General features: G+C 68.4%; 24 protein-coding genes. 19 read left to right on the top strand and 5 right to left on the bottom strand.

Going from position 1 to position 21,343, the window contains the following annotated elements; translation table 11 throughout:
* Window positions 1–11: 11 nt before the first annotated feature.
* The 4 genes from lppU to bla all read left to right on the top strand — a co-directional run bounded on the left by lppU (window position 12) and on the right by bla (window position 5,400).
* Window positions 12–527 carry an LppU family putative lipoprotein gene (gene lppU / locus G6N31_RS10845; protein ID WP_098001946.1) on the top strand — a complete coding sequence of 172 codons (516 nt, stop codon included), beginning with the start codon at window positions 12–14 and terminating at the stop codon, window positions 525–527.
* A 340-nt stretch (window positions 528–867) separates the two neighbouring features.
* Window positions 868–3,156, top strand: coding sequence for a polyribonucleotide nucleotidyltransferase (locus tag G6N31_RS10840; protein ID WP_098001945.1), 2,289 nt, complete (start codon window positions 868–870; stop codon window positions 3,154–3,156).
* Window positions 3,134–4,483, top strand: a complete 1,350-nt coding sequence (locus G6N31_RS10835) for a M16 family metallopeptidase (RefSeq protein WP_098002050.1) — start codon at window positions 3,134–3,136, stop codon at window positions 4,481–4,483. Before G6N31_RS10840 ends, G6N31_RS10835 begins: the two co-directional genes overlap by 23 nt.
* Before the next feature lie 29 nt (window positions 4,484–4,512).
* Window positions 4,513–5,400: a class A beta-lactamase gene (gene bla / locus G6N31_RS10830; RefSeq protein ID WP_098001944.1), complete on the top strand. Its 888-nt coding sequence runs from the start codon at window positions 4,513–4,515 to the stop codon at window positions 5,398–5,400.
* Here the strand turns inward: bla and G6N31_RS10825 are convergent.
* On the bottom strand, window positions 5,383–5,943 hold the full coding sequence (locus tag G6N31_RS10825) for a DUF4334 domain-containing protein (RefSeq protein ID WP_098001943.1): 561 nt from the start codon (window positions 5,941–5,943) through the stop codon (window positions 5,383–5,385). The two genes, bla and G6N31_RS10825, sit on opposite strands and share 18 nt — an antisense overlap.
* 43 nt (window positions 5,944–5,986) lie before the next feature.
* Between G6N31_RS10825 and G6N31_RS10820 the strand changes: the two genes are divergently transcribed.
* The gene (locus G6N31_RS10820) at window positions 5,987–6,364 is read left to right on the top strand and encodes a YchJ family protein (protein WP_098001942.1); all 378 of its coding nucleotides are present in this window, start codon (window positions 5,987–5,989) and stop codon (window positions 6,362–6,364) included.
* Between the two features lie 3 nt (window positions 6,365–6,367).
* Here G6N31_RS10820 and ald read toward each other — a convergent pair whose 3' ends face one another.
* Window positions 6,368–7,483, bottom strand: coding sequence for an alanine dehydrogenase (gene ald, locus G6N31_RS10815; RefSeq protein WP_098001941.1), 1,116 nt, complete (start codon window positions 7,481–7,483; stop codon window positions 6,368–6,370).
* Window positions 7,484–7,580: 97 nt separating this feature from the next.
* Here ald and aldR point away from each other — a divergent pair, with 97 nt between their 5' ends.
* Window positions 7,581–8,096: an HTH-type transcriptional regulator AldR gene (gene aldR, locus G6N31_RS10810; protein WP_098001940.1), complete on the top strand. Its 516-nt coding sequence runs from the start codon at window positions 7,581–7,583 to the stop codon at window positions 8,094–8,096.
* Between the two features lies 1 nt (window position 8,097).
* Here the strand turns inward: aldR and G6N31_RS10805 are convergent, their stop codons facing one another.
* Window positions 8,098–8,484, bottom strand: a complete 387-nt coding sequence (locus tag G6N31_RS10805) for a hypothetical protein (RefSeq protein ID WP_179964289.1) — start codon at window positions 8,482–8,484, stop codon at window positions 8,098–8,100.
* Between the two features lie 9 nt (window positions 8,485–8,493).
* Window positions 8,494–9,951 carry an HNH endonuclease signature motif containing protein gene (locus G6N31_RS10800; RefSeq protein WP_098001939.1) on the bottom strand — a complete coding sequence of 486 codons (1,458 nt, stop codon included), beginning with the start codon at window positions 9,949–9,951 and terminating at the stop codon, window positions 8,494–8,496.
* Between the two features lie 63 nt (window positions 9,952–10,014).
* On the opposite strand from G6N31_RS10800, the gene dapB reads away from it, so the two are divergent.
* The 5 genes from dapB to G6N31_RS10775 all read left to right on the top strand — a co-directional run bounded on the left by dapB (window position 10,015) and on the right by G6N31_RS10775 (window position 12,656).
* Window positions 10,015–10,752, top strand: coding sequence for a 4-hydroxy-tetrahydrodipicolinate reductase (gene dapB, locus G6N31_RS10795; RefSeq protein ID WP_098001938.1), 738 nt, complete (start codon window positions 10,015–10,017; stop codon window positions 10,750–10,752).
* Window positions 10,749–11,216 (top strand): tetratricopeptide repeat protein, encoded by a 468-nt coding sequence (locus G6N31_RS10790; protein ID WP_098001937.1) that lies wholly within the window; start codon window positions 10,749–10,751, stop codon window positions 11,214–11,216. The genes dapB and G6N31_RS10790 overlap by 4 nt, the downstream gene beginning before the upstream one ends.
* Window positions 11,213–11,674, top strand: a complete 462-nt coding sequence (locus tag G6N31_RS10785; RefSeq protein WP_098001936.1) for a flavodoxin family protein — start codon at window positions 11,213–11,215, stop codon at window positions 11,672–11,674. The genes G6N31_RS10790 and G6N31_RS10785 overlap by 4 nt, the downstream gene beginning before the upstream one ends.
* Before the next feature lie 68 nt (window positions 11,675–11,742).
* Window positions 11,743–12,189, top strand: a complete 447-nt coding sequence (locus G6N31_RS10780; protein ID WP_264033480.1) for a nitroreductase/quinone reductase family protein — start codon at window positions 11,743–11,745, stop codon at window positions 12,187–12,189.
* An 11-nt stretch (window positions 12,190–12,200) separates the two neighbouring features.
* The gene (locus G6N31_RS10775; protein ID WP_098002048.1) at window positions 12,201–12,656 is read left to right on the top strand and encodes a hypothetical protein; all 456 of its coding nucleotides are present in this window, start codon (window positions 12,201–12,203) and stop codon (window positions 12,654–12,656) included.
* Here G6N31_RS10775 and G6N31_RS10770 read toward each other — a convergent pair.
* Window positions 12,653–13,390: a dienelactone hydrolase family protein gene (locus G6N31_RS10770; RefSeq protein WP_098001934.1), complete on the bottom strand. Its 738-nt coding sequence runs from the start codon at window positions 13,388–13,390 to the stop codon at window positions 12,653–12,655. The genes G6N31_RS10775 and G6N31_RS10770 overlap by 4 nt on opposite strands.
* Window positions 13,391–13,432: 42 nt before the next feature.
* On the opposite strand from G6N31_RS10770, the gene G6N31_RS10765 reads away from it, so the two are divergent.
* The 8 genes from G6N31_RS10765 (at window position 13,433) to G6N31_RS10730 (ending at window position 21,342) form a co-directional block, all read left to right on the top strand.
* A complete protein-coding gene (locus tag G6N31_RS10765; protein WP_098001933.1) occupies window positions 13,433–14,233 on the top strand; it encodes a thymidylate synthase in 801 nt (266 codons plus the stop codon).
* A complete protein-coding gene (locus tag G6N31_RS10760) occupies window positions 14,230–14,709 on the top strand; it encodes a dihydrofolate reductase (protein WP_098001932.1) in 480 nt (159 codons plus the stop codon). Before G6N31_RS10765 ends, G6N31_RS10760 begins: the two co-directional genes overlap by 4 nt.
* Window positions 14,706–15,908, top strand: coding sequence for a winged helix-turn-helix domain-containing protein (locus G6N31_RS10755; RefSeq protein WP_098001931.1), 1,203 nt, complete (start codon window positions 14,706–14,708; stop codon window positions 15,906–15,908). The genes G6N31_RS10760 and G6N31_RS10755 overlap by 4 nt, the downstream gene beginning before the upstream one ends.
* 11 nt (window positions 15,909–15,919) lie before the next feature.
* The gene (locus tag G6N31_RS10750) at window positions 15,920–17,035 is read left to right on the top strand and encodes a GGDEF domain-containing protein (protein WP_234815175.1); all 1,116 of its coding nucleotides are present in this window, start codon (window positions 15,920–15,922) and stop codon (window positions 17,033–17,035) included.
* Between the two features lie 4 nt (window positions 17,036–17,039).
* Entirely contained in the window at window positions 17,040–17,936 is an 897-nt protein-coding gene (locus G6N31_RS10745) for a haloalkane dehalogenase (protein ID WP_098001929.1), read from the top strand.
* Window positions 17,937–17,959: 23 nt separating this feature from the next.
* A complete protein-coding gene (gene thyX / locus G6N31_RS10740) occupies window positions 17,960–18,712 on the top strand; it encodes an FAD-dependent thymidylate synthase (RefSeq protein WP_098001928.1) in 753 nt (250 codons plus the stop codon).
* Window positions 18,713–18,817: 105 nt separating this feature from the next.
* Window positions 18,818–19,666 (top strand): 4-hydroxy-tetrahydrodipicolinate synthase, encoded by an 849-nt coding sequence (gene dapA, locus G6N31_RS10735; protein ID WP_234815182.1) that lies wholly within the window; start codon window positions 18,818–18,820, stop codon window positions 19,664–19,666.
* Window positions 19,666–21,342 carry a ribonuclease J gene (locus G6N31_RS10730; RefSeq protein WP_098001926.1) on the top strand — a complete coding sequence of 559 codons (1,677 nt, stop codon included), beginning with the start codon at window positions 19,666–19,668 and terminating at the stop codon, window positions 21,340–21,342. Before dapA ends, G6N31_RS10730 begins: the two co-directional genes overlap by 1 nt.
* The last annotated feature ends 1 nt before the right edge of the window (window position 21,343 follow it).

The following is a 21,343-nucleotide window of genomic DNA, read 5'->3' as shown; positions in this document are numbered from 1 at the left end:
CGTCGGGCGCCATGCCGACCCGCCTGGTCGCCGCGTCCGCGCTCGCGGCCGCCGCGGCCCTGATCATCGGGCCGGTCGCAGGGTGCACGCCGACGGCTGCCAAGGACGTCGCCGTCGGCGACTGCGTGCAGATGAGCGGTCCGCCCGACCGCGCCGAAACCACGCCCGCGCCGTGCGGTAGTGCGGAGTCGAACTACACGGTGGTCGCCGTCGTGTCCGGGGGCGGCACCGACATCCGCGGCTGCCCCTCCGACGTCGACTCCTCCTACTCGTCGCAGAACGCGTTCTCCGACCAGAGCACCACGATCTGCCTGGACGTCGACTGGGTGGTGGGCGGCTGCATGAGCGTCGACGCCGACAGCGGCCAGGGTCCGTACCGGGTGAACTGCGACGACGCGACGGCTCCCGGCCGGCAGCGCGCGACCGAGATCATGCGGGGCGTCGCGAACGTCGATCAGTGCGCCAGCGGGCAGGGCTACGCCTACGACGAACGCGACTTCACGGTCTGCGTCGAGGACGTGTCCTGACCTCAGCGTCTTCGCGAGCGTCTTCGGTGGGGATTTCCGATTGGGCCCCCACCTGGATGTACCATGGGAGCGTTCGCCAGCCGACCGGGCGCGAACGACCCGGGTGCGGTCCGGTGCCTATCCGCCGCATCGCTCCCGCGTGACACGAAGAGAGCCGCCTGATCGCGCGGTCTTCGGTAGTGGCTGCCGGAGGAGGACTCCGGCCGCTTCGACTGACGGCCGTCGCCGCATCCGGGCCGGGCTTCCCGGGACCAACGGGATGCCCGTGATCTTGTCGCATTCATGCGCGTGTTCACGCAAAACAGCTGAATGATGACCCAGAGAGGCCGCACGGACGTCTATGTCTGTAGTTGAAATTGAAGACGGTGTCTACGAATCCACCGCCACCATCGACAACGGGAGCTTCGGCACCCGCACCATCCGCTTCGAGACCGGCCGGCTGGCCCAGCAGGCCGCCGGCGCCGTCGTCGCCTACCTCGACGACGAGACCATGCTGCTGAGCGCGACCACCGCCGGCAAGGCCCCCAAGGAGCACTTCGACTTCTTCCCGCTGACGATCGACGTCGAGGAGCGGATGTATGCCGCGGGCCGGATCCCCGGTTCGTTCTTCCGCCGCGAGGGCCGGCCGTCCACCGATGCGATCCTGACCTGCCGCCTGATCGACCGGCCGCTGCGCCCGTCGTTCGTCAGCGGCCTGCGCAACGAGATCCAGGTCGTGGTCACCGTGCTGAGCCTCGACCCCAAGGATCTCTACGACGTGCTGGCGATCAACGCCGCGTCGGCGTCGACGCAGATCTCCGGCCTGCCGTTCTCCGGTCCCGTCGGTGGTGTGCGCGTCGCACTGATCGACGGCACCTGGGTCGCGTTCCCGACCGTCGAGCAGCTCGAGCGCGCGGTGTTCGACATGGTCGTGGCCGGCCGCAAAGTAGGCAGCGCCGGTGATTCCGACGTCGCGATCATGATGGTCGAGGCCGAGGCCACCGAGAACGTCATCGAACTGGTCGCCGGCGGCGCGGCCGCGCCGACCGAGACGGTGGTGGCCGAGGGTCTCGAAGCGGCCAAGCCGTTCATCGCGGCGCTGTGCGACGCCCAGGCCGAGCTGGCCGGGGCCGCCGGTAAGGAAACCGCGGAGTACCCGTTGTTCCCGGACTACGCCGAGGACGTGTACTACTCCGTCGCGTCGGTGGCCACCGACGCGCTGTCGGAGGCGCTGACCATCGCGGGCAAGAACGAACGCAACGACCGCACCGACGAGATCAAGGTCGAGGTCCTCGAGCGGCTGGCCGAGCAGTACGCCGGCCGGGAGAAGGAAATCGGCGCGGCCTACCGGGCGCTGACGAAAAAGCTCGTCCGCCAGCGCATCCTGACCGACCACTTCCGCATCGACGGCCGCGGCGTGACCGACATCCGGGCGCTCTCGGCCGAGGTCGCAGTCGTCCCGCGGGCGCACGGCAGCGCGCTGTTCGAGCGCGGCGAGACCCAGATCATGGGCGTCACCACGCTGGACATGATCAAGATGGCTCAGCAGATCGACTCGCTGGGGCCCGAGACCAGCAAGCGCTACATGCACCACTACAACTTCCCGCCGTACTCGACCGGTGAGACCGGCCGCGTGGGTTCGCCCAAGCGTCGCGAGATCGGCCACGGCGCGCTGGCCGAGCGTGCGCTGGTGCCGGTGCTGCCCAGCGTCGAGGAGTTCCCGTACGCGATTCGCCAGGTGTCGGAAGCGTTGGGCTCCAACGGGTCCACGTCGATGGGTTCGGTGTGTGCGTCCACGCTGTCGTTGCTCAATGCCGGTGTGCCGCTGAAGGCTCCGGTCGCGGGTATCGCGATGGGCCTGGTCTCCGACGACATTGAAGTTGAGGGTGGTGGCGTCGAAAGACGCTTCGTGACGCTGACCGACATCCTCGGTGCCGAGGACGCGTTCGGCGACATGGACTTCAAGTGCGCGGGCACCAAGGAGTTCGTCACCGCCCTGCAGCTCGACACCAAGCTCGACGGCATCCCGTCGCAGGTTCTGGCCGGTGCGCTCAGCCAGGCCAAGGACGCCCGCATCACCATCCTCGAGGTGATGGCCGAGGCGATCGACGAACCGGACGAGATGAGCCCCTACGCGCCGCGCATCACCACCATCAAGGTGCCGGTCGACAAGATCGGTGAGGTGATCGGGCCCAAGGGCAAGATGATCAACTCGATCACCGAGGAGACCGGCGCGCAGATCTCGATCGAGGACGACGGCACCGTGTTCGTCGGTGCGGCCGACGGGGTGTCGGCGCAGGCCGCGATCGACAAGATCAATGCGATCGCCAACCCGCAGCTGCCCAAGATCGGTGAGCGCTTCCTCGGCACGGTGGTCAAGACCACCGATTTTGGAGCCTTCGTGTCCCTATTGCCCGGTCGCGACGGCCTGGTCCACATCTCCAAGCTGGGCCGGGGCAAGCGCGTCAACAAGGTCGAGGACGTGGTGAAGGTCGGCGACAAGATTCGCGTCGAAATCGCCGACATCGACAACCGCGGCAAGATCTCGTTGGTTCTGGTGGACGAGAATGACGCCGCCGCAGCCGATGCCGCCGCAGCAACGAAGGATGGCGCAGCCGCACCCGCAGATGCCGCGACCACCGGCAGCTAGTCCGGCGTCGCTGCGCCGGGCACGGCGCAGCGACGCGGCGGACCGGACGGGGTTGCGTCGCACACAGTTGCCCGGCGGCCTGCGGGTGGTCACCGAGCATGTGCCATCGGTGCATTCGGCCTCGGTCGGGGTGTGGGTCGGCGTCGGTTCCCGCGACGAAGGTCGCAGTGTGGCCGGCGCCGCGCACTTCCTCGAACACCTGCTGTTCAAGGCGACTCCGTCGCGCACCGCGGTGCAGATCGCGCAGGAGATGGACGCGGTGGGCGGTGAGCTCAACGCGTTCACCTCACGCGAGCACACCTGCTACTACGCCCACGTGCTGGACTCCGACCTCGCGCTGGCCGTGGACATGGTGGCGGATGTGGTGCTGCGGGGCCGTTGCCTGGCCGACGATGTCGAGGTCGAACGCGACGTCGTGCTCGAAGAGATCGCGATGCGCGACGACGACCCCGAGGACACGTTGGGCGATGTGTTCCTGTCGGCGATGTTCGGCGAGCACCCCGTCGGCCGGCCGGTGATCGGCAGTGTCGACTCGGTGTCGGCGATGACGCGCGCGCAACTGCATTCGTTCCATGTGCGCCGCTACACCCCGGACCGGATGGTGGTGGCCGTCGCCGGCAACGTCGATCACGACGAGGTGGTGGGCTTGGTGCGGGAGCACTTCGGTCGGCACCTGGTGCGGGGCCAGTCCCCGGTGCCGCCGCGGCGGGGTGCCGGGCGGGTGCCGGGCCGTCCGACGCTGCAGGTGATACGCCGCGACGCCGAGCAGACCCACCTGTCGATGGGAGTGCGCACCCCGGGTCGGCACTGGGAGCATCGCTGGGCGTTGTCGGTGCTCAACACCGCACTCGGCGGGGGACTGAGTTCGCGCCTGTTCCAACAGATCCGGGAAACCCGTGGCTTGGCCTACTCGGTCTACTCGACGGTGGACACGTTCGCCGACAGCGGTGCCCTGTCGATCTACGCAGGCTGTCAGCCGGAGCGGTTCGACGAAGTCGTCCGGGTCACCACCGACGTGCTCTCGGATGTGGCACGCGACGGCCTGACCGCCGACGAGTGCCGGATCGCCAAAGGGTCGCTGCGCGGCGGACTGGTACTCGGCCTGGAGGACTCCGCCTCGCGGATGCACCGGATCGGCCGCAGCGAGCTCAACCACGGCGAACACCGAAGCATCGCCGAAACTCTGGACCGCATCGACGCCGTGACCGTCGAGGAGGTCAACGCCGTGGCCCGCCAGCTGCTCACCCGGCCCTTCGGTGCAGCGGTCCTGGGCCCGGTCCGCGCGAAGCGGTCGCTGCCGCGTCCGCTGCAGACGATCGCGGGCTGACAACGGATCTGCGGGTAGGCTCGCCCGCGATGATTCGAATCTCCCGAAGGCAGGTCCTGGTCGGCGGACTGTCGCTGGCCGCTCTCACCGCATGCGCGCCGCCGCGGGCGCGCGCCCAAGTGGGCGTCGAGCAGCGGTTCGAAGAACTGCAGCGTCGCGACAACGCGCTGATCGGTGTCCACGCGGTCAACCTGGATACCGGGAAGACCCTGTCGTTCGGCGACGATCGGATGCTGGCGATGTGCTCGACGTTCAAGGGGTATGCCGCGGCGGCGGTGCTGCAGCGCGCACACCGCGGCGAGTTGGCGCTCACCGATGCCGTCGCCGTCGAGGCTGCCGACCTGCGGCCGCACGCGCCGGCGACCGAGCCGAGGGTCGGCACGACAATGACACTGACCGAACTGTGCGTGGCCGCAGTGCAGCAGAGTGACAACACGGCCGCCAACCTGCTGTTGCGGACACTGGGCGGCCCGCAGGCGATCACCGAGTTCGCCCGCAGCATCGGCGACGACCGAACCCGCTTGGACCGCTGGGAGACCGAACTGAACTCGGCGATCCCCGGCGATCCCCGCGACACCACCACCCCTCGGGCCATCGGCACCGGGTACCGCAACCTGCTCACCGGTGACGCGCTCGCCCCGGGCGACCGTGCGCTCCTCGAGGAGTGGATGCGCGGCAACTGGACGTCGAGCATGCGCGCGGGCCTTCCGGACGGCTGGACGACCGCGGACAAGACCGGCAGCGGGGACTACGGCACCAGCAACGACGTCGGCGTCGCCTACGGACCCGCCGGGCAGCGGCTGCTGCTGTCGCTGATGGTGCGCTCGGCCGGAGAGGATCCCGACGCGCCGTCGCTGCGGCCGCTGATCGGTGAGCTGGCGGCGTTGGCGGTTGCCGAGCTAGACCACCGGCAGTGAGTGATCTCGATGCAGCACAAAGAAATACGGTGAGCTGCTGAAGCCGCGCATGTCCATCGCACCGAGCACGGTGTCGTCGTCGACACGCCGGAACACGTCATTGACGGGCAGCTGGTCGTAAACCATGGTCGCGGTGTCCACCCCGCGATAGCGGGTGGTGCGCAGCCGGGCTTTCGGGCCGCGGGCCTGCAGGACCGGGCGCAGCACGGTGATCATCCGGGCGAAGCGGATGCGTTGGAGCACGGGCAGCCGGGTCATCAGATCCAGGCCGGCGAAGGCCAGCGCCGGGTTCAGCGGCCACAGGGCGCGACCGTCCGCGGTCGGGAACAGCAGGGGATGGACGTGTTCGCCGTCGACGAACTGCTTACCCCACCAGCCGCTGGCGGCCAGCATCCCGTCGAGTCGATGACCGGTCGGCACCTCGGCACCATGCCAGGTGCCGATCATCGCACCGGTGCCGACCGCGGGCAGCGAGTCGAACAACGCCACGGCGTCGGTGGTGGTGGTCGGCGCATCGGCAAGCACGTCGGCGAGGAGGCCCATCCCACGAGGCTACGTCCGCACCGCGGTGAGGCAGACTGCCGGTGTGCGCCCCGACCGACCCTGCCCGTGCGGAAGCACGGCCGACTACGGCAGCTGTTGTCAGCCGTTGCACCTCGGTGAACGTCAGGCCGACACCGCCGAGCAGCTGATGCGGTCGCGGTACAGCGCGTACGTGGCGGGCGACGCCACCTATGTGTGGCGGACCTGGCATCCGCGCACGCGGCCTTCCGACGTCGACGACGACATCTCGGTGACTTGGACACGGCTGCAGATCGTCGACATCGCAGCCGGTGGGATCGACGACGACGTCGGCGAAGTCGAGTTCCTGGCGCATCACCGGCACGGGGTGCTGCACGAGCGCTCCCGCTTCGCCCGCCGCGCCGGCCGCTGGTTCTACCTCGACGGCGACATTCTCGACTGACCGCTAAGCCAGCACGTCGGCGGGATCGGTGAACGGAAGATCGAGATCGCGGGCCACCTCGTGGGACAGCAAGGCGCCCTCGTGGGTGGACAATCCGTGCGCCAGCGTGTTGTTGGTGCGGCAGGCCTGCCGCCAGCCCTTGTCGGCGAGCTCGAGCACGTAGGGCAACGTCGCGTTGGTCAGTGCGAAGGTCGACGTGCGCGGGACCGCTCCCGGCATGTTGGCCACGCAGTAGAAGACGGTGTCGTGCACCAGGTAGGTCGGCTCGTCGTGGGTGGTGGGTCGTGAGTCTTCGAAGCAGCCGCCCTGATCGATCGCGATGTCCACCAGCACGGCACCGGAATGCATGTGTGCCACCGTCGAATTCGATACCAGGGTGGGGGCTTTGGCCCCGGGCACCAAGACCGCGCCGATCACGAGGTCGGCCGACTTGACCGCGTCCTCGAGGTCCAGAGCCGAGGAATAGCGGGTTTCGATCCGACCGCCGAACTCCGCGTCGATGTCGCGCATCTTGGGGATGCTGACATCGAAAACCGTGACATGCGAGCCCATTCCGGCAGCCACCCGAGCGGCGTTGTAACCGGCGGTACCGCCCCCGATGACGACGACCTCGGCCGGTGCGACGCCGGGAACGCCGCCCATCAGGACGCCACGGCCACCCTCGTTGCGCATCAGATGGTAGGCCCCGACCTGGGCGGCCAGTCGTCCGGCCACCTCGCTCATCGGAGCCAGCAGGGGCAGCGACCCGTCGGCGTCCTGCACGGTTTCGTACGCGATGGCCGTGGTGCGGGAGGCCAGCAGCGCGTCGGTGCATGCCCTGGAGGCCGCCAGATGCAGGTAGGTGAACAGCGTCTGGCCAGCGCGCAGGTGCGAATACTCCGCCTCGATGGGCTCTTTGACCTTCAGCAGTAGGTCGGCTTCGGCCCAGACTTTTTCGGCCGTGTCGATGAGCTGGGCGCCGGCGCGTTTGAAGTCGGCATCCGAGATCGACGAGCCGTCCCCGGCGCCGGACTGGACGAGGACGTCATGGCCCCGCCGGACGAGTTCGGCCACCCCCGAGGGCGTGAGGGCGACGCGGTACTCGTTGTTCTTGATTTCGGTCGGGATCCCGACGCGCATGATGTCTCCTGGAGAAAATTTCCTGTTTGCATAAAATTCTGAAGAAATATCAATCATTCGGCAATAGAAACGGCGAATATTCGTTTATTGTGCCGTTGTGGACGCAGGATCATCGGCACAGGCCATCGCTCGCGCGGGTTCGCCGAAGGATGTTCGACCGGTTGCACTCGACGATGTCGACCGGCGCATCCTCGCTGCGCTTCATTCCGACGCCCGGCTACCCAACAACGCGTTGGCGCAGATGGTCGGGATTGCGCCGTCGACGTGTCACGCCAGGGTCCGTCGCCTTCAGGACGGCGGGGTCATCAGGGGCTTCTACACCGACATCGATCCGTCGGCGATCGGGCTGACCCTCGAAGCGATGATCTCGGTCAGCCTGCAGTCCAACGCGCGCGGTCGCATCCGCGACTTCATCCAGCAGATCCGGCGCAAGCCTCAGGTGATGGATGTCTACTTCCTCGCCGGCGCCGACGACTTCCTGCTGCATGTGGCCGCACGCGACACCGAAGATCTGCGCAGGTTCGTGGTCGACAACCTCAACGCCGACTCCGACGTCGCCGGCACGCAGACGTCGCTGATCTTCGAGCATCTGCGCGGCGCGTCACCGCTGTGAGTCAGGCGGGGGTGAGGGTGACGTTGTGCAGGGCGACAGCGACGTCGCTGGGCAGGATGTCGACGAACGTCGGCGCGTTGCGCACCGCCGCGCCGGTGGCGATGATGTTGCCCGGCGATGTTCCGGCGCAGGGGAACTCGCGGCAGCGCAGCCAGAACCCCGGCGGACTCTGATACGGCTGCATGCTCGGTGACTGGTCGACGCGATAACGGCCCGGTGCGATGAACGTCGTCGCCCAGCCCTCGCGCGGCTGCGTCGTCACGCCGAACACCCCGTTGCTGCCATAGGCCGGAGCGGCCGCGACCGGGGTCGCGGTCAACGTCGCGTTCAGCAGCGCGCCGGCCGCCAGGGCGGCCAATGACGTTGCCCGAAACGCGCTGCTGCTCATCGTCCCAGGCTATCCCGATTGCGGCGCGTCGTCCCCATCTTCGGCGAGCAGGTAGCGCTCAGGGTGGTGGTAGCCGTTGACGCGGTGTCGGCCTTTGTCGAGGTCGGGTGGCGGGTGCCATTCGGTTTGGTTCCTGGTGTTTTTGGCTGTCCGCCAGTCGGTGTGGTCGAGCATGCGGTGATCTGACGGGCAGGCCAGGGTCAGGTCGTCGACGTCGGTGTGGCCGCCGCGGGCGAAGTCGTTGGTGTGGTGGGCTTGACACCAGTAGCCCGGGGCGCTGCATCCGGGGCGGGTACAGCCACGGTCGCGGGCGTGCAGCACGATCCGCTGGGCGGTGTTGGCCAGCCGTTTGGAGCGCCCGAGGTAGAGGCTTTGCCCGGTGTGCTGGTCATACACATACAGGTAGTGATGAGCTGGGGCGGCCATCCGGATCAGATCACGCATCGGCAGCAGGCTGCCCCCGCCGGTGACCGCGACCCCGGCGCCTTTCTCCAACTCCTGCAACGTCGTCGAGACGATGACTGTGACCGGAAGCCCGTTGTGGGTGCCCAACTGTCCAGACTCCAGCGCTCGCCGCCCCACCGTTGTGAAGGCGTCGTGGTTGCGTTGGGCCTGAGTCCGGGAATCACGGACCTTCGCCGGAGCGGGCGGTCGAGCGGGCCACTCGGCGGTCGGCTCCACCGGGTCGTCGCCGTCCGTCTCGGGCGCCCCGTCGCCGGCTTCGCCGCCGGCGGTCTCGGGCGGGTCCACGGGTGGGTCCTGGGCGCCGGGCAGGTTGGCGCCGGGGGCGGCTTCTTTGGCGAAGATCACTTCCCAGATCGCCAGGGCTTCCGGTGAGAGGGTGCCCGAGATCGTGGCGGTGCCGTCGGCGCGCTGTTTACCGATTCGGATACCGCACCGGCGGGCGATCTCCTCTTCAGAGGGTTCGGCGCCGTCGGGGTCGATCATCACCAGCAGCATCGCGGCGGCCTCGGCCAGGTTCTCCGGATCCAGACCCGCACCCACGGCGGCGAGATGCCGGTCCGCCTCCGCACGGGTGCCCGCGTCTACATGGGCAGGCAGCTTCTTGTGGAACTTCGCGATCACCGCGACATGCTCCTCATCGAGGGAACCCGCAGCCTGGGCAGAAGCGGTGGCCTCCCACAACGGTGGTAGCGGCTGCCCGGTCAAAGCCCGCCGCGGCCCCAGCGCCGCGGCCCGGTCCAGCCGCCGCTGCGCCGCGGCGCTGCTGACCCGCAACGCCGTGGTCAGCACCCGTTTCCAGGATTTCTCGCCGAGCCGGAAGGGTTCGGTTTCCGCGGTCAGCCGCGCCAGGATCTGATGCTCGAGTGCCGGCACTGCGCGCAGCAGCGTGGTCAGCTCACTCAACAGATCGACCAGATTCCGGTGCGAGAGCTCATCGGCAGCCTTCCCCAACACGGCCAGCTGCTCGGCCATCACCCCCAGTGCCTCCGACACCACATCCATGACTAGAACACTAGTTCGAACCACCGACAGAAATCGGCTGCGCGCGACCGTTAGGGTGTGCCCATGCGAGTCGGAGTGCTGGGCGCCAAGGGCAAGGTGGGCGCGACGATGGTGGCCGGAGTCGAAGCCGCCGAGGATCTGACCTTCACCGTGGGTGTCGACGCCGACGATCCACTGGAGTCGCTGGTGCACGCACAGACCGAGGCGGTCATCGACTTCACCCACCCGAGCGTGGTGATGGACAATCTGAAGTTCCTGATCGACAACGGTATTCACGCCGTGGTCGGGACGACCGGTTTCACCGACGAGCGCCTCGACCAGGTGCGAACCTGGCTGGACTCCGCACCGAGCGTCGCGGTCCTGATCGCGCCCAATTTCGCGATCGGCGCGGTGCTGTCCATGCACTTCGCCCGGCAGGCGGCGCGGTTCTTCGAATCGGTCGAGGTCATCGAGCTGCATCATCCGCACAAAGCCGATGCGCCGTCGGGCACCGCCACCCGCACCGCGCGCCTCATCGCCGAAGCCCGAAAAGACCTGCCGCCCAACCCCGATGCCACCAGCACCGGGCTGGACGGCGCCCGCGGGGCCGACGTCGACGGGGTGCCGGTGCACTCGGTGCGGCTGGCCGGACTTGTCGCCCACCAGGAAGTGCTGTTCGGTACCGAGGGTGAGACGCTGACCATCCGCCACGACAGCATCGACCGCACGTCGTTCGTGCCCGGCGTGCTGCTCGCCGTGCGCAAGGTCGCACAGCGCCCCGGGTTGACGATCGGCATCGAGCCGCTGCTCGACCTGACATGAGCGCCGGGGCGCGCGCACTGCGCATTCAACTGCTGATCGGTTTCATGTGCGTCGCGCTCGTCGTCTACTTCGTGTTGCTCGGCCGGACCGCGGTTCTGCTGATCGCCTCCGGTGAGCCGGCGGCCATCGGGTTGGGGGCCGCGCTGTTGCTGCTGCCGGTCGTCGGCCTCTGGGCGATGGTGGCCACGCTGCGGGCCGGGCTCGCGCATCAGCGCCTGGCGCGCATCGTCGCCCGGGAGGGCCTGGAGCTCGACGTCAGCGACTTGCCGAGGAGACCGTCGGGGCGCATCCAGCGGGACGCGGCCGATGCGTTGTTCGACCGGGTGCGCGACGAGCTCGAAGCGGACCCCGACAATTGGCGCCGCTGGTATCGGTTGGCGCGGGCCTACGACTACGCCGGGGACAGGTCCCGCGCGCGGGAGGCGATGAAGAAGGCCGTGCAGATGGAGGAGGCCACGCGATGAGCAAGACCCTGCTGATCGTGCACCACACGCCGTCACCGCACTGCCAGGAGATGCTCGAGGCGGTCGTGGCCGGGGCGACCGACCCGGACATCGAAGGCGTCGAGGTGGTGCGGCGGCCGGCCCTGACGGTGTCGCCGGTCGACATGTTGAGTGCCGACGGCTTCATCCTGGGCACGCCGGTCAACCTCGGCTACATCTCCGGGGCTCTCAAGCACGCCTTCGACCAGTCGTATTACCAGCTTCTCGACACCACCCGAGGCCGGCCCTTCGGCGCGTACCTGCACGGCAACGAGGGCGCCGAGGGGGCAGAGCGCGCCCTCGACGCCATCACCACCGGATTGGGTTGGGGGCGGGTCGCCGAGACCGCGATCGTCTCGGGCAAGCCGACGGCAGCCGACCTCGAGACGTGCTGGAACCTCGGTGCGACCGTCGCCGCGACCCTCATGGGCGACCCGTGAGTGCCGCTGAAGAGCCCCGCACTTCGCGGCTCTTCAATGCCGCGAGCGACATCCTGCGCCGCCCGTCGATGCGCCGGGTCACTCGCACTCTGAGCGCCCTGCACTCGGCGGTATACCGGTGGACCGGGGGGAGGGCACAGAACCGGAAATATCCCACGATGCTGTTGGGCGTCGTGGGACGAAGGACCGGGAGACGCCGGACGGTGCCGGTCATCTACATCAAGGATGGCGACCGCTTCGTGGTCGCTGCAGCGTACTCCGGAAGTGACACCGATCCCGACTGGTGGCTGAACCTGCGGGCCAACCCGTTTGCCGAGGTGCAGGTCCAGAAGTCGACATTTCACGTCGAAGCCGCCCAGGCGGATGCGGCCGAACGCCCGGAGCTATGGCGCCGGCTGGTGCAGATGTACCCGTACTTCACGGACTATCAGAAGCGGACCTCCCGGGAGATTCCGGTGATCGTCTTGACCCCGGTGCTGCGACGGCGGCACCCTGGCCGCAACCCTGATGGATGACGGAGGACCCCATGCCTGGTATCGCCGAAATCGCCCTCGCCGGTGCGCCGGTCGCCGGAGGTGCGCTGTTGGGATTGGCGGCGGGAAACCTGCGGGGCCCCGACATCCGCGGCACCATCGCCAAGGACATGGACCTGCTGCAACGCCTACCCGAAGATCAGGTCGCGCGCCGTGCCGAGCTGCAGCGCGTCATCGACCTGCGCATTGACGGCCTGATCGCCGGCATCGACAAGAACCGGGAACTGCGCGAGCTGGCCATGTCCTACCGCGGCAACTGGCGCGACGTGGTGGTGTTCCTGTGCGCGATCCTGTTCACCATCGTGTGGTGGAACGTCGACCATGACCGGACCAACTGGCTGGTGATGTTCATCGTGATGATCATGTTGTCGGTGCTCGCGGGCGTCTACGCGGCGCGCGGCATCGCCGGCGGACTCTCGGGATATCTGCGGGCCCGACGATCCCGCTAACTGAGGTGAGCGGCGAAGAACGTGCGCATCGCGTCCCAGTGTCGTTCGGCCGCCGCGTCGTCGAAGGGCGCGTTGTCCGGGACCGCGAATCCGTGATGGGCGGTATACCACTCGATCGTGTGGTGCACTCCCGCGTCGCTGAGCGCCTTGTCCAGCGTCTCGGCATCCGTCTTGGTGAAAGCCCGGTCCTCCTGCGCGCCACCGACATACACCGCAGCGCGAATCTGCTCGGCGAGCAGGTGCGGACTGTCGGCATCCTCGGTCACCAGACCGCCGCCGTGAAACGACATCGCTGCCGCCACCCGCTGCGGGACCCGACCGGCCACGACCAGCGACGTCCGCCCACCCATGCAATAGCCCGTCGTGCCGAACGACTCGCCGCGCACCTCCGGCCGCGCGGCCAGGTAGTCGAACAACGCCTCGGCGTCGGCGGCCATGAACTCCGGCGTCACCTTCGAGATCATCGCGAACAGCCGCTGACGCTCCTTCGGGTCGCCGAACACCGTCGCCATCGAGAACGGCGCCCAGTCGCCGTCGCGGTAGTAGACGTCGGGGACCAGCACGGCATAGCCCAGGCCGGCGAGTCGGTCGGCCATCGTGCGGAACGTCTCGCGTGCGCCGCCGGCGTCCGGATACATGACGACGCCGGGCCAGGGACCCTCGCCGTCGGGTGTGTGCAGGCTGACCGGGCAGGAGCCGTCAGGGGTGGCCACGGCATCGGTGATCGTCGGCATGTGTTCCGTTCTACTCCTGCCCGCCGCACGTAAGCTGAGCGCGTGCCGATCGCCACCCCTTACGAGGACCTCCTGCGCCTGGTGCTCGACACCGGCGTCGCGAAGGCCGACCGGACCGGGACCGGAACCCGAAGTCTGTTCGGTCATCAGATGCGCTACGACCTCTCCGCCGGCTTCCCGTTGATCACGACCAAGAAGGTGCACACCAAGTCGGTGATCTACGAGCTGCTGTGGTTCCTGCGCGGTGACTCCAACGTCCGGTGGCTGCAGGAGCGCGGGGTGACGATCTGGGACGAATGGGCATCGCCCGCCGGTGATCTCGGCCCCGTCTACGGCGTGCAGTGGCGGTCGTGGCCGACCCCGGCGGGGGAGCACATAGACCAGATCAGTGCCGCTCTGGAGCTACTGAAGACCGACCCGGACTCCCGGCGCAACATCGTCTCGGCGTGGAATGTGGGCGAGATTCCGCAGATGGCCCTGCCGCCGTGTCACGCGTTCTTCCAGTTCTACGTCGCGGGCGGCAGGTTGTCCTGTCAGCTGTACCAGCGCAGCGCCGACCTGTTCCTCGGGGTACCGTTCAACATCGCCAGCTACGCGTTGCTCACCCACATGATGGCCGCACAGGCCGGTCTGACCGTGGGGGAGTTCATCTGGACCGGGGGGGACTGCCACATCTACGACAACCACGTCGAACAGGTCACCGAGCAGCTGTCGCGCGATCCGCGGCCATATCCGGAACTGATTCTGGCGCAACGCGATTCGATTTTCGATTACACCTACGACGATGTGGAGATCCGTAACTACGATCCGCACCCGGCGATCAAGGCCCCGGTGGCGGTGTGAACCTGGGATTGATCTGGGCGCAGTCGACATCGGGGGTCATCGGCCGGGACGGGGGGATTCCGTGGCGGCTCCCCGAGGACCTGGCGCGGTTCAAGGAACTCACGATGGGCCACACCGTGATCATGGGGCGGCTGACGTGGGAGTCGTTGCCGGCATCGGTGCGGCCGCTGCCCGGACGCCGCAACGTGGTGGTCAGCCGGCAGGATGACTACCACGCCGACGGTGCCGAGGTGGTGTCCGATCTGCAGGACGCGCCCCTGGATGACGCATGGGTGATCGGCGGCGCGCAGATCTACGGGCTCGCGCTGCCGATCGCGAGCCGCTGCGAGATCACCGAGATCGACATCGACATCCGCCGCGAGGACCTCGATGTGATGGCGCCGGCTCTCGACGAGACGTGGACCGGCACGGAAGGGCCCTGGCTCGACAGCTCCTCGGGGCTGCGCTACCGGTTCTACAGCCTCGTTCGGACGTGAAACTGACCGCTGCGCAGGCACGTCGCATCGCGGTCGCCGCACAGGGCTTCCACGAGAACAAGCCTGCGGCAGGGGTCACCCGCGGCCATCTGAAACGGTTGATCGCCCGGCTGCAGGTGCTGCAACTGGACTCGGTTTCGGTGACAGTGCGCGCACACTACGCGCCGGTGTTCAGTCGGCTCGGTCCCTACGATCGCGAGTTGCTCGACCGTGCCGCGTGGAGTCATTCGGCACGATCGCCGCGCCTGCTGGTCGAGTACTGGGCGCACGAGGCCGCATTGATGGCCGTCGACGACTGGCCGCTGCTGCGGTGGCGGATGCGCGAGTACACCCACGGCCGCTGGGGCACCGAGATCGTCAAGCGCAACGCCAAGCTCGCCGACGAGATCGTCGCCGCGGTCGCCGCGATCGGCCCGGCCACGGCGGGACAGATCGAGGCGTATCTGGAGGCGGAGCCGCGCGGGCGCAAGGGTCCGTGGTGGGACCGCAGCGACACCAAGTGGGTGGCCGAAGCCCTGTGGTCGTCGGGGGTGCTCACGACGGCCACCCGTGTCGGCTTCTCGCGGCACTACGACCTGACCGAGCGGGTGCTGCCCGCGCATGTGGTGGCGCGACAGGTCGACGAAGCCGACGCGGTGCGCGAACTGGCGCTGCGTGCGGCGACCGCGCTGGGTGTGGGCACCGAAGCCGACATCCGCGATTATTTCCGCCTGAGCGCGCGGCAGGTCAAACCCGCGATCGCGGACCTGGTGGCCGCCGGGGAGCTGGAGCAGGTACAGGTCACCGGTTGGAGCGCGCCCGCCTATCTGCGCACCGGACAACCCATCCCGCGCCGCGACCGCGGCACCGCGCTGCTGTGCCCGTTCGACCCGCTGATCTTCTTCCGGCCCCGAGTCGAGCGGTTGTTCGACTTCTTCTACCGGATCGAGATCTACACCCCGGCGCCGAAGCGGCAGTTCGGTTACTACGTGTGGCCGTTCCTGCTCGACGGTCGCCTCGCCGGCCGTGTCGACCTCAAGCGCACCGGCGACGCGCTGCACGTCGTCGGCGCCTTCGCCGAAGACGGTGTCGACAAGGCGCGCGTAGCCGGGGCACTGGCCGGTGAGCTGCGCTCGATGGCGGGCTGGCTCGAGGTCGGCGACGTGACGGTGGGCCAGCGCGGCGATTTGGTCGATCCTCTCGCCCGTTCACTGGTATGACATAGGCAGTGGTGGCGGTGCTCAGACGGTGGTGGAGGCAGGCCGATCAGTTCGACTGGTTCACGGCCTACCTGCACGATCGTGGACTTCAGCTGCGCTGGCGGATGGCCACTTTCGGGTTCACCGCGCTACTGGCAGTGCTTCCGATAGTGCTGCTCTACACCCCGGTGGGGCCCGACCGCACGTCGACCAGAGCGGTAGCGGTCGTTGCCGCCGCGTGCGGGGCTGGGGCGTCGATTCTCTGGCTCCGGCGGTGGCCGACCCGCAGCGAGTCCCTGGTCTTCAACGCGGTGTGCTCGGTGGGCATCGCCGCGACCTGTCTGGCGGTCTCGAATCCGTATCACGGCCTGATGGGCTGCGTAATGTTCGCGGCGGTGGGCGGATTCCTGGCCTACTTCCACGCTCCGAACCACATGCTGGCCAACCTCGCCGTCGCGATCGTGTGCTCAGGGATCACCGCGACGCGGCTTGTGATCGCCACCGGCGACGTGGCACTGACCGTCGCGGCGCTGCTGACGGTGCTGTCGCTCAACGTCGGAGTGCCGTTCGGTATTCAGTCGCTGGTCCACACCCTGCGCGTCGATCTGCGGAACTCCGACCGCGATGCGCTCACCGGGCTGCTCGACCGCCGCGGCTTCTACCGCGCCGTGTATGAGCTGGCGGCGAACCTGACCGCGCACGAATGCCTGAACGTGACGATGGTCGACCTGAATCAGTTCAAGAAGATCAACGACAACCACGGCCATGCGATCGGTGACCGGGTACTCGTCGAGGTCGCCGCAGTGCTGCGGCGAACGTTTCGCGCCGAGGCGGTTCTCGGGCGGCTCGGTGGCGAGGAATTCGTCGTCGCTGACACCGACGGCCCCTCTGCGCACGCGACCACCGTCGAGCGCGTCCGGGTCGGGATCGCCGACGTGGGCATCGGAGTCACCGCGAGCTTCGGCATCTGTTCGGCGCCCGGCGGCTTCGTGGCGGGACGGCGCAGTCCAGATGTCGTCGGACGCCTCCTCCGAATCGCCGACGAGGCGATGTACCGGGCGAAACGCGCCGGTGGAGACCGCGTGGAACATCGGCTTCTCGGCCCGGCCCAATCGAGCGGGACCGCGGGTGCTCCTCTGATTGACTGAGGCCATGGACTTCGTACGCACTCCCGAGGAACGCTTCGCCGATCTGCCCGGATTCGGCTTCAGCCCGCACTACGTCGAGATCGGCGGGCTGCGAGTGCACTATGTCGACGAAGGGCCGCGCGATGGGGCCACGGTGCTGCTCCTGCACGGGGAGCCCTCGTGGAGTTACCTGTACCGCACCATGATTCCGGTGCTCGTCGACGCCGGACTGCGCGCCGTCGCGATCGACCTGGTCGGCTTCGGGCGCAGCGACAAGCCCACCCGCCGGGAGGACTACACCTATCAGACGCACGTGGACTGGACCTGGGGTGCGATCGAGGCGATCGGCCTGTCCGCGATGACGCTGGTCTGCCAGGACTGGGGCGGGCTGATCGGACTGCGGCTGGTCGGGGAGCACTCCGACCGGTTCGCGCGCGTGGTGGCCGCCAACACCTTCCTGCCGACCGGCGACCAGCATCCCGGCGAGGCGTTTCTGGCCTGGCAGCGGTTCAGCCAGGAGACCCCGGAGTTCCCGGTCGGCAAGATCGTCGACGGCGGCTGCGTGTCGACGCTGTCGCCGGAGGTCATCGCCGCCTACGACGCGCCTTTCCCCGACGACTCGTTCAAGGCCGGGGCGAGGCAGTTCCCGATGCTGGTGCCGACCAGCCCCGACGACCCGGCCGCCGACGCCAACCGGGCGGCCTGGGAGGGCTTGCACCGGTTCGAGCGGCCGTTCCTGTGCGCCTTCTCCGATTCCGACCCGATCACCCGTGGCGCCGACGCCCCGCTGCGCAAGCTCATTCCGGGCGCTGCCGGGCAGGCGCACACGACGATCGTCGGTGGCGGGCATTTCCTGCAGGAGGACAAGGGGCCGGAGCTGGCCGCGGTGGTCACCGACTTCGTCGCCGGCAACCCGGTGTGACAGCGACGCTAGGCTAACGCGCCGTGGCCCGGATAGCGCCGCTGCGCGTGCAGCTGATCGCCAAGACGGAATTCGTCGCGCCGACCGACGTGCCGTGGAGCACCGACGCCGACGGCGGTCAGGCGCTCACCGAGTTCGCCGGCCGCGCGTGCTACCAGAGTTGGGACAAACCCAACCCGCGCACCGCCACCAACGAGTCCTACCTGCGCCACATCATCGACGTCGGGCACTTCTCGGTGCTCGAACATGCGTCGGTGTCGTTCTACATCACCGGGATCTCCCGTTCGTGCACCCACGAGCTCATCCGGCACCGGCACTTCTCGTACTCCCAGCTGTCGCAGCGGTACGTGCCCGAGCACGATTCCGAAGTGGTGGTGCCGCCCGGTGTGGAGGACGACCCCGCGCTGACGGAGATCTTCGCCGCCGCGGCCGACGCCAGCCGCGCCGCCTACGCCGAGTTGCTCGCGGCCCTGGAGGCCAAACTGGGCGACCAGCCCAACGCGGTGCTGCGCCGCAAACAGGCGCGCCAGGCCGCCCGTGCGGTGCTACCCAACGCCACCGAGACCCGCATCGTGGTCAGCGGGAACTACCGGGCCTGGCGCCACTTCATCGCCATGCGCGCCAGCGAACACGCCGACGTGGAGATCCGCCGGCTGGCCATCGAGTGTCTGCGGCGACTCACCGACGTCGCACCGGCGGTGTTCTCCGACTTCGAGATCACCGTTCTGGCCGACGGCAGCGAAGTGGCCACCAGCCCGCTGGCAACCGAGATCTGACCCGCTCAATGCATTCGTGGCAGGGCGGATCCACCAGGTAACCTATCGCCCGTGAGCACCAGCGGAATCGACGTCACTGCCCGATTGGGCACTTTGTTGACCGCGATGGTTACTCCGTTCAAGCCGGACGGAACGCTCGATCTGGAGACCGCTGCGCGCCTGGCCACGCGGCTGGTCGAGGCCGGCTGCGACGGCCTGGTGCTCTCGGGCACCACCGGCGAGTCGCCGACCACCACCGACGACGAGAAGATCGCGTTGTTGCGCACGGTGGTCGACACGGTCGGCGACCGCGCCCGGATCGTCGCTGGATGCGGTACCTACGACACCGCGCACAGCGTGCATCTGGCAAAGCGGTGCGCGGAGGCGGGCGCGCACGGGCTGCTGGTTGTCACGCCCTATTACTCGCGGCCGCCGCAGTCGGGCCTGCTGGCGCACTTCACCGCGGTGGCCGACGCCACCGACCTGCCGGTGATGCTCTACGACATCCCGCCGCGGTCGATCGTGCCGATCAACTGGGACACCATGCGCGAGCTGGCTCACCATCCCAACATCGTGGCGATCAAGGACGCGAAGGCTGACCTGCCTGGAGCCGCCCAGATCATGGCCGAGACCGGGCTGGCCTACTACTCCGGGGACGACGCGCTGAACCTGCCGTGGCTGGCCATGGGCGCGGTCGGGTTCGTCAGCGTCTGGGGGCACGTCGCCGCGAGCCAGTTGCGAGAGCTGTTGACCGCCTTCAACTCCGGCGACATCGCCACCGCCCGCAAGATCGCGGTCACGCTGACACCGCTCAACGCCGCGCAGCACCGACTGGGCGGCGTCACGCTGTCGAAGGCCGGCCTGCGACTGCAGGGCTTCGACGCCGGTGAGCCGCGCCTGCCGCAGATGCCGGCCGACGGTCAACAGCTGCGAGAACTGGCCGCCGACCTCCGTGCCGCGGCGGTGCTTCGGTAGTGGACACCGCGCTGACCCCACCCGGACCGCTGGACCCGGGCGGCCTGCGGGTGACCGCTCTGGGCGGAATCAACGAAATCGGCCGCAACATGACGGTTTTCGAGCACCTGGGGCGCTTGCTGATCGTCGACTGCGGCGTGCTGTTTCCCACCCATGACGAGCCCGGGGTGGACCTGATCCTGCCGGATCTGCGCCATATCGAGGGCCGCCTCGAGGACGTGGAGGCGCTGATCGTCACCCACGCCCACGAGGACCACATCGGCGCCATCCCGTTCCTGCTGAAGATGCGGCCCGACATCCCGATCGTCGGCTCCAAGTTCACACTCGCGCTGGTGACCGAGAAGTGCCGTGAGCATCGCATCAAGCCGGTGGTCGTCGAGGTGGCCGAGCGCCAGAGCAGCACCCACGGTGTCTTCGAATGCGAGTACTTCGCCGTCAACCACTCCATTCCCGGCTGCCTGGCCGTGGGTATCCACACCGGCGCGGGCACCGTGCTGCACACCGGCGACATCAAGCTCGACCAACTGCCCCTCGACGGCCGGCCGACGGATCTGCCCGGGATGTCGCGGCTCGGCGACGCCGGGGTGGACCTGTTCCTCTGCGACTCGACGAACTCGGAGATCCCCGGGGTGGGGCCGTCGGAAAGCGAGATCGGCCCGGCCCTGCACCGGCTGATCCGCGGCGCACAGGGGCGCGTGATCGTGGCCTGCTTCGCCTCCAACGTCGACCGGGTACAGCAGATCATCGACGCGGCGGTGGCGCTCGGACGCCGAGTGTCTTTCGTGGGCCGGTCGATGGTGCGCAACATGGGCATCGCCCGCGACCTCGGCTACCTGCGGGTGGCCGACCAAGATGTCCTCGACATCGGGGCCGCCGAGATGATGCCGGCCGACCGGGTCGTGCTGATCACCACCGGCACCCAGGGCGAGCCGATGGCGGCCCTGTCCCGGATGTCGCGCGGCGAGCACCGCAGCATCACACTGACCGACGGCGATCTGATCATCCTGTCGTCCTCGCTGATTCCGGGCAACGAGGAGGCCGTGTTCGGTGTGATGGACGCGCTGGCCAAGATCGGTGCCCGGGTGGTCACCAATCAGCAAGCACGCGTTCATGTTTCGGGACATGCCTACGCCGGCGAACTGCTGTTCCTCTACAACGGCGTGCGGCCCCGCAATGTGATGCCGGTGCACGGCACCTGGCGGATGCTGCGCGCCAACGCCGCGCTGGCCGCCCGCGCCGGCGTGCCCGAGGAGAACATCGTGCTGGCCGAGAACGGCGTCAGCGTCGATCTGGTCGCGGGCCGGGCCCGGATCGCGGGCGCGGTGTCGGTGGGCAAGATGTTCGTCGACGGGTTGATCACCGGAGACGTCGGCGATGCGACGCTGGGCGAACGACTGATCCTGTCGTCGGGGTTCGTCGCCGTGACGGTCGTCGTCCGGCGCGGCACCGGCAAGCCGGCCGCCCCGGCGTACCTGTATTCGCGCGGCTTCTCGGAGGACCCGAAGGCGCTGGAACCCGTGGCCCGCAAGGTCGAGACCGAGCTGGAGAACCTGGCCGCCCAGAACATCACCGACCCGACCCGGATCGCGCAAGCGGTGCGGCGCACCGTCGGCAAGTGGGTGGGGGAGACCTACCGGCGCCAGCCGATGATCGTGCCCACGGTCATCGAGATCTGAC

It is taken from the genome of Mycolicibacterium duvalii, assembly GCF_010726645.1.
GTDB lineage: Bacteria > Actinomycetota > Actinomycetes > Mycobacteriales > Mycobacteriaceae > Mycobacterium > Mycobacterium duvalii.
The sequence above is the reverse complement of the archived record's forward strand: the minus strand, read 5'-3'. Positions and strand labels throughout refer to the sequence as shown.